Source organism: Nonomuraea sp. KM90, from assembly GCF_052246675.1.
Classification (GTDB): Bacteria; Actinomycetota; Actinomycetes; order Streptosporangiales; family Streptosporangiaceae; genus Nonomuraea.
In genome coordinates, this window is sequence record NZ_JBQQCB010000013.1 from 114803 (window position 1) to 127419 (window position 12617).

Annotated in this window: 10 protein-coding genes; 9 read left to right on the top strand and 1 reads right to left on the bottom strand. The window is 71.5% G+C overall.

The window, feature by feature from the left end; genetic code table 11:
* Positions 1 to 13: 13 nt before the first annotated feature.
* The gene (locus tag ACTWPW_RS17230) at positions 14 to 943 is read left to right on the top strand and encodes a glycosyltransferase family 2 protein (RefSeq protein WP_375116356.1); all 930 of its coding nucleotides are present in this window, start codon (positions 14 to 16) and stop codon (positions 941 to 943) included.
* Positions 944 to 945: 2 nt separating this feature from the next.
* A complete protein-coding gene (locus ACTWPW_RS17235) occupies positions 946 to 2007 on the top strand; it encodes a glycosyltransferase family 4 protein (RefSeq protein WP_443169249.1) in 1062 nt (353 codons plus the stop codon).
* On the opposite strand, the gene ACTWPW_RS17240 is transcribed toward ACTWPW_RS17235, so the two are convergent.
* Positions 1908 to 2867, bottom strand: coding sequence for a lysylphosphatidylglycerol synthase transmembrane domain-containing protein (locus tag ACTWPW_RS17240; RefSeq protein WP_375116358.1), 960 nt, complete (start codon positions 2865 to 2867; stop codon positions 1908 to 1910). The genes ACTWPW_RS17235 and ACTWPW_RS17240 overlap by 100 nt on opposite strands.
* 111 nt (positions 2868 to 2978) lie before the next feature.
* On the opposite strand from ACTWPW_RS17240, the gene ACTWPW_RS17245 reads away from it, so the two are divergent.
* The 7 genes from ACTWPW_RS17245 to ACTWPW_RS17275 all read left to right on the top strand — a co-directional run bounded on the left by ACTWPW_RS17245 (position 2979) and on the right by ACTWPW_RS17275 (position 12580).
* Positions 2979 to 3806 carry a class I SAM-dependent methyltransferase gene (locus tag ACTWPW_RS17245; protein ID WP_364127697.1) on the top strand — a complete coding sequence of 276 codons (828 nt, stop codon included), beginning with the start codon at positions 2979 to 2981 and terminating at the stop codon, positions 3804 to 3806.
* Between the two features lie 17 nt (positions 3807 to 3823).
* Positions 3824 to 4732, top strand: coding sequence for a lysylphosphatidylglycerol synthase domain-containing protein (locus ACTWPW_RS17250; RefSeq protein WP_375116359.1), 909 nt, complete (start codon positions 3824 to 3826; stop codon positions 4730 to 4732).
* Between the two features lie 93 nt (positions 4733 to 4825).
* Positions 4826 to 5941, top strand: a complete 1116-nt coding sequence (locus ACTWPW_RS17255) for a glycosyltransferase family 4 protein (protein WP_375116360.1) — start codon at positions 4826 to 4828, stop codon at positions 5939 to 5941.
* 32 nt (positions 5942 to 5973) lie between these two features.
* Entirely contained in the window at positions 5974 to 7053 is a 1080-nt protein-coding gene (locus ACTWPW_RS17260; RefSeq protein ID WP_443169250.1) for a sugar phosphate nucleotidyltransferase, read from the top strand.
* Between the two features lie 208 nt (positions 7054 to 7261).
* Positions 7262 to 8155 carry a DNA-3-methyladenine glycosylase family protein gene (locus ACTWPW_RS17265; protein WP_443169271.1) on the top strand — a complete coding sequence of 298 codons (894 nt, stop codon included), beginning with the start codon at positions 7262 to 7264 and terminating at the stop codon, positions 8153 to 8155.
* 49 nt (positions 8156 to 8204) lie between these two features.
* Entirely contained in the window at positions 8205 to 10751 is a 2547-nt protein-coding gene (locus ACTWPW_RS17270) for a bifunctional FO biosynthesis protein CofGH (RefSeq protein ID WP_443169251.1), read from the top strand.
* 80 nt (positions 10752 to 10831) lie between these two features.
* Complete coding sequence (locus tag ACTWPW_RS17275) at positions 10832 to 12580, top strand: substrate-binding and VWA domain-containing protein (RefSeq protein WP_443169252.1); 1749 nt, start codon at positions 10832 to 10834, stop codon at positions 12578 to 12580.
* Positions 12581 to 12617: the final 37 nt, after the last annotated feature.

Here is a 12617-nt window from a genome sequence, read left to right on the forward strand (position 1 = left end):
AACCTCGACCCCCGTGAGCACGCTTGAGACCCCCAAGAGTGGAACTGCCGTGGAAGAAGCGCCGTACGTCACGATCGTCCTGCCCTGCTACAACGAGCAGGATCATGTCATCGACGAGGTGGAGCGCATCACCAAGGCGATGGACTCGAGCGGCTACACCTACGAGCTCGTCGCCGTCGACGACTGCTCGACCGACGCGACCCTGGCCAAGCTGCAGGAGGCCGCGCCCCACTATCCCCACCTGCGCATCCGCGCCTTCCACCGCAACGGCGGCTCCGGCACCGTGCGGCGGATCGGCTCGCAGGAGGCCAAGGGCGAGATCGTCGTCTGGACCGACGCCGACATGTCCTACGCCAACGAGCGCATCCCCGAGCTGGTGCAGATCCTGGAGAAGGACGCCACCATCGACCAGGTGGTCGGGGCGCGCACCAGCGAGGAGGGCTCGCACAAGCTGCTGCGCGTGCCCGCCAAGTGGGTGATCCGCAAGGTGGCCGAGATGCTGGCCGGGCAGAAGATCCCCGACCTCAACTCGGGCCTGCGGGCCTTCCGCAAGTCGGTGGCCCGGCCCTACCTGCGGCTGCTGCCCCCCGGGTTCTCGTGCGTCACGACGATCACGCTGTCGTTCCTCATGAACCAGCACGACATCTACTACCTGCCGACCGATTACGCCAAGCGGGCCGGCAAGTCGAAGTTCAGCTTCGTCTCCGACGCCTACCGCTACATCCTCCAGGTGCTGCGGATGATCATGTACTTCAACCCGCTCAAGGTGCTCATGCCGCCCGCGCTCTGGCTGGTGGCCATCGGGTTCGTGAAGGGCGTCTGGGACATGATCCAGCACCCGTTCTACTTCCCGGCCAACACCGTCATGATCTTCCTGTCCGGGATGCTGATCGGATCGGTGGCGCTGCTCGCCGACCTGATCGTGCGCTCGCGGGGAGAGTGACGTTGCGGATCGCGATCGTCGGCCCGACCTATCCGTACAAAGGGGGCGGGGCGCAGCACACCACCGAGCTGGCGCACCGCCTGGCGGCCCTCGGCCACGACGTGGTGATCGAGTCGTGGCGGGCGCAATACCCGTCGTTCCTCTATCCGGGGCAGCAGACGATCTCCGCGCCCGAGGGCACGCCCTATCCCAAGACCGTGCGCCGGCTCGACTGGCGGCGGCCCGACGGGTGGATGGCGGCCGGGCGGCGGTTGCGGTCGGCCGACCTGGTGGTGCTGGCGGTGCTGAGCCCGGTGCAGGTGCCCGCCTATCTCGGAATCCTGTACGGGATCGGGCGTAAAGTCAGGACGATCGCCCTCTGCCACAACGTGCTGCCGCACGAGCGGAAGCCCTACGACGAGCCGCTGATGAAGGCGCTGCTCAAGCGGGTCGACGGCGTGCTGGCCCACTCCGAGCAGCAGGCTGACCTGGCCAGGGGGCTCACCGGCAAACCGGTCAGCGTGGCCGGGCTGCCGCCCCATTTGCCCTCGACCACCGGCGAGCGGTCGGCCGAGGTGCACCGCCGGTTGCTGTTCTTCGGCATCGTGCGCCCGTACAAGGGGCTCGACCTGTTGCTGCGGGCGTTGCCCGAGGGGATCGGGCTGACGGTCGCGGGCGAGTTCTGGGGCGGGCTCGACGAGACGAAGGCGCTGATCGCCGAGCTGGGCCTCGGTGACCGGGTGGAGCTGCGGCCGGGATACGTCGCCGCCGCGGACGTGCCGAAGCTGTTCGCCGCGGCCGACGCGCTCGTGCTGCCCTACCGCAACGCGACGGCCAGCCAGAACGTCTGGCTCGGGCACGAGCACGGAGTGCCGGTGATCGCGACCCGGGTGGGCGCGCTGGCCGAGCACATCACCGACGGCGTGGACGGGCTGCTGGTCGAGCCGGGCGACGCCGGCGCGCTGCGCCGGGCGATCGAGCGGTTCTACGCCTCCGGCGAGCCCGAGAGGTTGCGGTCGGGCGTCAAGGCGGTCGATCCGGAGCCGTTCTGGTCGGCGTACGCGGGGGCGCTGCTCGGCGCCTGACGGCCCAGCAGGAACGAGATGCCCGCGGCCGCCGCGTCGGCCAGCGTGAACGCCAGCCGCGACACGATCGCCACCGCGAGCGCGGCGGGCGTGCCGATGATCGGCCCGAGCACCAGCACCAGCGCGCCCTCCCTGACCCCGACCCCGGCCGGGACCACCACGGTGAGGATCCCGGTCGCCCAGGCGAACGCGTAGGCCCCGGTCGCGATGACGTAGAGGTCGGCGCGGCCGGCGACCAGCCAAATGTGCAGGCCGTACACGAACCAGCCGAGCGCCGTCCACGCCACCGCGACGACCACCGTACGGCCCGGCAGCACGCTCTCCAGCGGCTCCTTGCGCGCGATGCGCAGCGCCAGGTTGAGCCCCCAGGTGAGCACCTTCGGATGCAGGCACACGATGATCACCGGCACCAGCAGCACGAGGTACCACGCCTCCCGCACGGCCTCCAGCCCGCTCAGCGTGACCGCGGCGATCGAGATCGCCACCCCGATGTTGATCACCAGCCCCAGCGAGATCGTCGCGAACGTGCGCCGCGGCGGGCTCCCGTGGTCGCGGCCGAGATCCATCATCGCCGCGTACGCCCACACCGCGCCCGGGATGTATTTCCCGAGCTGCCCCACGAACATGATCCGCCCGGCGATCCGCACGGGCACCCGAGTGCCGAGCCCGGCCAGGATCTCCCGCCAGGCCAGCAGCATGAAGAACTGGCCGAGCAGCACCGCGGCGAACGCCCCGAGCACCGCCCACGGCGACATCGCGGCCACGGCGGTCGTGGTCTCGTGCCAGTTCGCGGCCAGGCCGTAGCCCAGGAAACCGAGCGCGACCAGGGCGAGGAAGATGCGCAGCAGGCGGCGGAGCATTGGCTCAGGTTACGCGCGGTTCACCTGGTATAGCCAGACGACACCGGGTCGGCCGCCGTACCGAAGGGGTTTGACGTCGGATGGGCACAGAGGTCGGTACGGTGGGGAACCGTGGTGAAGCAACGGGTCGCGCAGCTCGAATACTCAGAGTTCCAGTCCGCCATGCTCGACGAGGAGAAGCGCAGGCGGAAGGCGGCGAAGATCATCGCGGTGCTCGAGCACTTCCACGGGCCGCTCGGCGGGAAGACCGTGGGCGACGTGGGCTGCTCGGCCGGGTTCATCGCCGACGAGCTGGCGCACGCCGGGGCCAAGCACACGCTGGGCATCGACATCGACGTGCCGGGGCTGCGCAAGGCCGCCGACCGGTTCGGCGAGCGGGTGGCCTTCGTCTGCGGCGACGGCACCGCGCTGCCGTTCCCCGACGGCTCGATCGACGTGCTGGTGTTCAACCACATCTACGAGCACGTCGTCGACCCCGACGCGGTGGTGGCGGAGATGCGGCGGGTGCTGTCCGACGACGGGGTGCTCTATCTCGGGCTCGGCAACCGGCTCGGCGTCATCGAGCCGCACTACAAGCTGCCGTTCCTGTCCTACCTGCCGCCCGCGCTGGCCGACCGCTACGTGCGGGCGTTCGGGCGGGCCGACCACTACTACGAGCGGTTCAGGACGCGGCGCGGGCTGCGCAGGATGCTCAGCGCCTTCCACGTGTGGGACTACACCTTCCCCGTGCTCGCCACGCCGACCCGGTTCGCCGGGGGCGAGCTGTTCCCCGGCGTGCTGGGGAAGGTGGTCAGGACCGTGCTGTCGCGGGCGCCGCGCGAGGTGCTCAGGCTGCTGCTGCCGGTGGTGCCGACGTACCTGTGGGTGGCCACCAAGACGCCGCGGCGGCCGGTCGGCGCGGCGCTGCCGCAGCCGCCGGAGCGGGTCCGCCCGCTGTGAGCGCCGATGAGTCCCCCGTGGAGGCCCCGGCGGAGGCACCCGTGGAGGCCGTGCCGCGGCGTCCCGCGAAGCGCCGGTTGGTCAGATACGCGTTCCTGGCCGTCGCGCTCGGCTTCGGCGGGTACGCGGTGGCCCGGGAGTGGGACGCCGTGGTGGCCGGGTTCGCCAGGCTGTCCTGGCCCGCGCTGGCCGGGTCGCTGGTGGCCGTGGTCGCCGCGCTGCTCGGCGCCATGCTCACCTGGCGTACGCTGCTGGCCGACCTCGGCTCGCCGCTGCCCGCGCGGCCCGCGGCCAAGGTGTTCTTCGTCGGCCAGCTCGGGAAATACATCCCCGGCACGGTCTGGCCCGTGCTCGCCCAGATGGAGATGGGCCGCGACCTCGGCGTGCCGCGGACGCGCAGCGCGGCGGCGTTCTTCCTGATGATGCCCATCCAGCTCGCCACCGGCCTGCTGGTCACGCTCGTCACGCTGGGCTGGGACCGCTACGGCTGGCTGCTGCTGCTCATCCCGCTGCTCCTCGTCCTGCTGGAGCCCAAGGTCGTCAACGGCGTCATCGGCTACGCCCTGCGCCGGCTCAAGCGCGAGCCCCTCGAACGCCCCCTCACCAGGCGCGGCATGCTGACCGCCCTCGGCTGGGCGCTGACCGGCTGGATCGCCTACGGCGTCCACCTCTACTTCATCGCCCCCCAGGGCGGCCCGCTGTTCGCCGTGGGAGCCTTCGCGCTGTCGTGGTGCCTGGGGATCCTGACGTTCGTCGTCCCGGCGGGCGCGGGCGTGCGGGAGATTGCCATGGTTGCCGTGCTGGCGCCTCATCTGGATCGGGGCTCCGCAATTGCGGTGGCGCTTTCGTCCCGCATTGTCATCATCGTGGGCGATCTGATCTGCGCAGGCTTGGCGGGAATTGCGGCGCGTCGCGACTCGGTGTGATTTGGCCCACGATTTAGGGGAGGCTGGTCATAAGCTGAACTTTAGAGGGGGACGCCCAGTCCCACGTTGATCTTGAGGGGAGAAGATCTGCGTATGCCTCGAGTGCTCGTCGATGCGGCGGCGGTCCCCGCGGACCGCGGCGCGTTGATCAGGTATGTGGACGGGCTCGTGGCCGCGCTCGATCGGGCGGGTGCGGACCTGGCCGTGGTCTGCCAGCGAGCCGAAGCTGAACGATACCGGAGCCTCGCGCCCTCGGCCCAGGTCATCGCCGGGCCCGTCGCGATCACCAACAGAGCCACCAGGCTGGCCTGGGAGCAGACCGGACTGCCCCTGCTCGCGCGCCAGGCGGGAGCGGACCTGATCCACGCGCCCTATTACTCCATCCCGCTCAGCTCGGGCCTGCCGATCGTCGTGACGGTGCACGACGCGACCTGGTTCACCGAGCCCGACCAGCTCGGCCCGCGCGCCTCGTTCATCCGCTCGGCCACCCGCACCGCCGTACGCCACGCCCGCCGGGTGATCGTGCCGTCCAAGGCGACCAGGGACGAGCTCGTACGCGTGCTGTCCGCCGACCCCACCCGCATCGACGTCGCCTACCACGGCGTCGACCTGGCCCAGTTCTACCCGCCGAGCGAGGAGGAGATCCGCCGGTCCGCCATGAGATGCGGGCTGCACGGACAGCCTTATGTGGCGTTCCTGGGCGCGCTCGATCCGCGCAAGAACGTCCCCAACCTCATCCGCGGCTTCGCCACCGCCGTGAAGCGGCTGGAGCGGCCGCCGGCGCTGGTGATCGGCGGTGGCGTGCACGAGGACGACGTGGACGCCGCCTGCCGGGAGGTCGAGGCCACGGTCAGAGTGATCAGGCCCGGCTATCTCCGCGCCCCCGACCTGCCCGGGTTCCTGGGCGGGGCGCTCGTGGTGGCCTTCCCCTCGCGCGGCGAGGGGTTCGGGCTGCCGGTGCTGGAGGCCATGGCCTGCGGCGCCCCGGTCCTGACGACGCATCGCACCTCGTTGCCCGAGGTCGGCGGCGATGCCGTGGCCTACACCGAGCCGGACGCCGACAGCATCGCCACGGCGCTCGGCCAGCTGCTGGCCTCCTCCGAGCGGAGGAAGCAGCTGCAGGAGGCCGGGCTGGCCCGAGCTCGCGAATTCACGTGGGAAGCCTCCGCGGAGGCGCATCTCAGCTCCTATCAACGCGCAATCGAATAGTTCGGTAACCTCACGGAGTGATGGAGAGCTCTTTGCCAGACCTCGAGGCGATCCTCCTGGTCGGGGGGCAGGGCACGCGCCTGCGTCCGCTGACACTGGGCACGCCCAAGCCGCTGCTGCCGACCGCCGGGGTGCCGTTCCTGGCACATCAGCTGGCCCGCGCCCGATCCTTCGGCGTGCGCCGCATCGTGTTCGCGACCTCGTACAAGGCGTCGATGTTCGAGCCGGCCTTCGGTGACGGGGCGGCGCTCGGGCTCTCGCTCGAATACATGACGGAAGAGACGCCGCTGGGCACCGGCGGCGCGATCCGCAACGCCGCCGAGGCGCTCGCGGCCGGCCCCGACGACCCCGTGCTCATCCTGAACGGGGACATCCTGTCCGGGCACGACATCGGCGAGCAGGTGCGCCTCCATCGTGCGCGCCAGGCCGCCGTAACGCTCCATCTGACAGAGGTGGACGATCCCACCCGGTTCGGTTGCGTGCCGACCGACGAGGCGGGGCGCGTGACGGCCTTCCTGGAGAAGACGCCCAATCCCGTGACCAACCGGATCAACGCCGGCTGCTACGTCTTCACCCGGTCGGTGATCGACTCGATCCCGCGCGACGAGGTCGTGTCGGTCGAGCGCGAGACGTTCCCGGGGCTGATCGAGTCGGGCCGGCTCGTGCTGGGGTACGCCGACCGCACCTACTGGCTCGACGTCGGCACGCCCAGCGCATACGTGCAGGGCTCGCGCGACCTGGTGCTGGGCCGGCTGGCCTCGCCCGCGTTGCCCGGGCCGACGGGCGAATACCTGATGCTCGAGGGGGCCCGCATCTCGCCCGAGGCGAAGGTGCTGGGCGGCACGGTGGTCGGCGCGCGGGCCGTGGTCGAGGCCGGGGCCTCGGTGGCCGGGTCCGTGCTGAGCGACGACTGCGTGGTCGAGGCCGGGGCCTCCGTGACCGACTCCGTGGTGGGGCGGGGAGCGCGGATCTGCGCGGGCACCGTCGTGCGCGACGCGGTCATCGGCGACGCCGCCGTCGTGGGGGCGGGCAACGAGCTGCAGAACGGCGTACGCATCTGGCCGGGCATCGAGCTGCCCGAACGGGCGATGCGCTACTCCAGCGACGTCTGACCCCCGGCCTGGCTCCGCCGACCGGCAGCACACCCGCGAGCGACAGCACTCGGCTCTCCGGCGACCTCCCGCCGCCGGCGGCTTCCCGGGCGCTGAGGCTCAGGTGCTCCCGGGGCTTCCTGGCAGGTGGCCCCGAGGGACGGCACGCCTCGGTGACGGGTGCCGGCCGGTGCGAGCAGCGGAGGGAGCGCGGCAGACTGGACGGGTGATGGAGCGCAGGTGGGTGCCCGAGGGGCCGCTGGACGTGGGGCTGGCGCTGCAGCCCCACAAGCGCGGCAGCGGCGATCCCACCTGGCGCCAGAGCGGTGACGGCTCCGTGTGGCGCACCTCCAGGACTCCCGACGGGCCCTGCACGCTCAGGGTGAGCGTCAGGGCCGGGTGCGTGCACGGGCAGGCGTGGGGGCCCGGGGCGGGGTGGGTGCTGGAGGCGCTGCCGGCGCTCGTGGGGGCGGAAGACGATATCTCCGGATTTAGCGTCAAGCATGAGGTGCTGGCGGAGGTCGTCAGGAAATATCCGGGCCTGCGGCTCGGGCGGACGGGGCGCGTCATGGAGGCCCTCGTACCTGCCGTGCTGGAGCAGAAGGTCGTCGGGCGGGAGGCGTGGCGGGTCTGGCGGTGGCTGCTCACCCGCTACGGCGAGCCCGCCCCGGGGCCGGCCCCCGAGGGGATGCGGGTCGTGCCCGAGCCCGCGGTGTGGCGGCAGATCCCGAGCTGGCACTGGCACCGGGCCGGCGCCGAGGCGGTACGCGCCAGAACGATCGCCAACGCCGCCTGGCACGCCGACAAGCTGGAGGCGGCCGCCACCACGGAGGAGCTCGACCGGCTGCTGCGCGCGCTGCCCGGGATCGGGGTGTGGACGTCGGCCGAGGTGCGCCAGCGCGCCTTCGGCGATCCCGACGCCGTCAGCGTGGGCGACTTCCACCTGGCCAAGCTCGTCGGCTATGCCCTGACCGGGGAGAAGACCGACGATCCGGGGATGATGCGGCTGCTGGAGCCGTACGCGGGGCATCGGCACCGCGCCACGGTCCTGGTCTGGCTCACCGGCCTGCGCCCGCCCGCGCGGGGGCCCCGGATGGCGGCGCGCGACTACCGGTCGTTCTGACCCGGCCCTGGGTGCGTGCGACGAACTCAGCCCGACGTACTGTGCCTCTATGAGTTCTGACTCCGCGCTCCGCCGCGCCCTCGCCCGAGCCCGGGACGGCAAGACCCTGGACGTGACCGAGGCGACCGTCCTCCTGCACGCCCGCGACGAGCACCTCGACACGCTTCTCGGACACGCCGCCCGCGTGCGTGACGCCGGGCTGCGGGCCGCCGGCCGCGAGGGAATCATCACCTACAGCAGGAAGGTGTTCATCCCGTTGACCCGGCTGTGCCGGGACCGTTGTGGTTATTGCACTTTTGCCACCGCGCCGCACAAGCTGCCCGCGCCGTTCCTGAGCCCGGACGAGGTGCTGGAGATCGCCCGGCAGGGGGCGGCGATGGGGTGCAAGGAGGCGCTGTTCACGCTGGGGGACCGGCCGGAGGACCGCTGGCACCAGGCCAGGGAGTGGCTCGACGCGCACGGTTACGACGACACCTTGTCCTACGTCCGGGCCATGGCGATCAGGGTGCTGGAGGAGACCGGGTTGCTGCCGCACCTCAACCCGGGGGTGCTGAGCTGGCGGGACCTCCAGCGGCTCAAGCCGGTCGCGCCGTCGATGGGAATGATGCTGGAGACGACGTCGCGGCGGTTGTTCGAGGAGAAGGGGCAGCCCCACTACGGCTCGCCGGACAAGGACCCGGCCGTGCGGCTGCGCGTGCTGGAGGACGCCGGGCGCACGAACGTGCCGTTCACCACGGGGATCCTGATCGGCATCGGCGAGACCGTCGAGGACCGGGCCGAGTCGATCTTCGCGATCCGCCGGGTGGCCAGGGAGTACGGCGGCATCCAGGAGGTCATCGTCCAGAACTTCCGCGCCAAGCCGGACACCGCCATGCGCGGCCTGCCCGACGCCGACCTGCAGGAGCTGGCCGCCACGATCGCGGTGGCCCGCCTCGTGCTCGGCCCCCGCGTACGCCTCCAGGCCCCGCCCAACCTGGTCGACGCCGAGTACGAGCTGATGATCCGCGCCGGGATCGACGACTGGGGCGGCGTGTCGCCCCTCACGCCCGACCACGTCAACCCCGAGCGGCCATGGCCGCAGATCGACGACCTCGCGGCCCGTACGGAGGAGGCCGGGTTCCGGCTCCAGGAACGTTTGACGATATATCCGGAATATGTGCTGGCCGGCGAGCCCTGGCTGGACCCCCGCCTGGCCGGCCACGTCGCCGCCCTGGCGGACCCCGCCACGGGCCTGGCCCGTACGGACGCGGTGCTCGAAGGCCGTCCCTGGCAGGAGCCCGACGGCGGGTTCGCCGCCTCGGGACGGGTGGACCTGCACGTCGAGGTGGACACCACGGGCCGCACGAACGACCGCAGGGACGACTTCGACCACGTCTACGGCGACTGGGAAGCCCTGCGCGAGCGCCTCGGCACGGTGGCCGCCGCCACCCCGAGCGACGTGCGGCAGGCGCTGCGGCGCGCCGAGGCCGACCCGGCCGGGCTGACCGACGCCGAGGCCGTGGCGCTGCTCGGGGCCGAGGGTGAGGCGCTGGACGAGCTGGCCGCCATCGCCGACGCGCTGCGGAAGGAGGCGGTGGGCGACGAGGTCACCTACGTCGTCAACCGGAACATCAACTTCACCAACGTCTGCTACACCGGCTGCCGCTTCTGCGCCTTCGCCCAGCGCAGGACCGACGCCGACGCCTACACCCTCAGCCTCGACCAGGTCGCCGACCGGGCCGAGGAGGCGTGGGCGGCCGGCGCGACCGAGGTGTGCATGCAGGGCGGCATCCACCCCGACCTGCCCGGCACCGCGTACTTCGAGATCGCGCAGGCCGTGAAGGCCAGGACCCCCGGCATGCACGTGCACGCGTTCTCCCCGATGGAGGTCATCAACGGCGCCAGCCGGACGAACCTGTCCATCCGCGACTGGCTGGAGGCGGCCAAGGAGGCCGGCGTGGACTCGCTGCCGGGGACGGCGGCCGAGATCCTCGACGACGACGTGCGCTGGGTGCTGACCAAGGGCAAGCTGCCGGCCAAAGAGTGGATCGAGGTCATCACCACGGCCCACAAGGTCGGCATCCCCACCACCTCCACCATGATGTACGGGCACGTCGACAACCACCTGCACTGGGTCAGGCACATCAAGCTCATCCGGCGCCTGCAGGAGGAGACCGGCGGCTTCTCGGAGTTCGTGCTGCTGCCGTTCGTGCACACCAGCGCCCCCATCTACCTGGCCGGCGTGGCCCGGCCCGGCCCCACCGCGCAGGAGAACCGGGCCGTGCACGCGCTGTCCAGGATCCTGCTGCACGGCGCGATCAGGAACATCCAGTGTTCCTGGGTCAAGCTCCAGGACGACCTGTGCCGCCAGGTGCTCCAGGGCGGGGTGAACGACCTCGGCGGCACGCTGATGGAGGAGACGATCAGCCGGATGGCCGGGTCCGAGAACGGCTCGTACAAGACCATCAGCGAGCTGCGCGAGATGGTCGAGGTCAGCGGCCGGCCGGTCCGGCAGCGCACCACCGAGTACGGCGTCCCCGACGACGAGCGGCTGGCCGCCTCGGCGGCCAGCGACGGTGTCTGCCAGAGCGTGCGACGGGTGCTGCCGATGGCGTAGTTGTAACATGTTCTAACAAGGCTTGCACCCGCCATGGGTGGCGCTGGGAGAATCATCACTCCCCTGGAGAGAGGTTCACCGTGCGGTTTGGTCGACACCGCGCCGCGATGTCCCCCGAGCAGCGGCGCAGGAAGGCATTCCAGCGCGGCATGCTGGCGGGGTTGACCGCCGTGGCCATCGTCGTGGCCGGGCTCGTCGCGATCTTCGGCGGCGGTGGCGTGCTGTGCACCACACGAGAGCCTGTTCTGGTCAATGTGGCCGCCGCGGTCGACGTGGCTCCGGCGGTCATGGAGGCGGCGGGCCGGTTCAACGAGACGAAGGCGTCCGTGGGCGGGCGGTGCGTGCTGGTCCAGGTGACCGAGCAGCCGCCCGCCACGGTCCTGCGCACGCTGATCGGCGACCTGGCCGGGGTGCTGCGCGAGCGGCCCGACGGGTGGGTCGCGGACTCCTCGGCCTGGATCAGGCTGGCCCGCCAGCAGGGCGCGACCGCGCTGCCGGCGGGGGAGACCGTGGTGGCCACCTCGCCGCTGGTGTTCGCCACCCGGTCGTCGCTGGCCCGGCGCTTCTCCGTGGGCAAGACCGAGATGAACTGGCGGATGGTCTTCCCCTCGACCGTGCGCGGGCGGCTGACGCCCAACGCCGACGAGCCCGACGTCGTACGCGTGCCCGACCCGTCGCTGGCCGGAGCGGGCATCGCGACCGTGGCCGCCGCCCGGGACGTCGTGGGCACGGGGCCGGAGGCGGACAAGGCGCTGACCGCGTTCGTACGGTGGGCGCAGGCCGGCTCGACGCCCGACTACCGCAGCATGATGGACGCCGTGGACGACCGCTCGTTCTGGCAGCGCCCGGTCGTCATCGTCCCCGAGCAGTCGGTGTGGGAGCACAATCTGCGGCCCTCCTCCGACCCGGTCGTGGCCCTGCACCCGCGCGAGGGCACGATCAACCTCGACTACCCGTACGTCGTCACCGCCGCCGACCCGGCCGTCGCCGAGGCGTCCACCGCCTTCGCCGAGTGGCTGGAGGGCCCGCAGGTCCAGGAGATCGTGCGGCGGGCGGGGTTCAGGTCGGGCGACGGCGCCCAGGGCCCGGTCTCGCCGCTCCCGCAGATCCCCTCCGAGACGCCGAGGACCAGGGCGTCGGTCTCCCCGCAGGACATCGACGAGGCCCTGCGCGCCTGGAGCAGGCTGGCCCCGCCGACGAACATCCTGGTGCTGGCCGACACCTCCAAGCACATGGCAGAGCCGCTGAACGGCCGTACCAGGGTCAGCGTGGCGCTGGAGGCCGCCAAGATCGGCCTGCAGCTCTTCCCCGACTCCACGCACATGGGCATGTGGGAGTTCGCGAACACGCTGGGGCGCATCAAGGGTTACCAGGAGCGGGTCGCCCTGGGGCCGATCAACGAGCCGGAGACCGGCCAGGTGCTCCGCAGGAGCCGGCTGGACGAGCTGACCGGCACGATCACCGCCCATCCCAAGCTGGACAGCTCGCTGTACGACGCGATCCTCAGCGGCTTCCGCAAGGTCTCCGGCGATTACCGCGAGGAGATGAACAACACGCTCCTGGTGATCACGGCAGGCCGGGACGACGGCAAGGGCACGAACCACGCGCAGCTCCTCGACCGGCTGCGCAGCGAGTGGAACCCGGACAAGCCCGTTCAGATCATCATCATCGCGTTCGGCAAGGGGGTGGACCGGGAGGGCCTGTCGCAGATCACGGCCGCCACGAACGGCTCCCTGCACGAGGCCCAGGAGCCGGGCGAGATCATCGACGTCTTCCTCGCCGCCCTGGCCCGCAGGCTGTGCCACCCCACCTGCAAGCCGACGACGTGAGGGGACGCCCGCCGGGCGCCCCCTCACACCGGGAAGG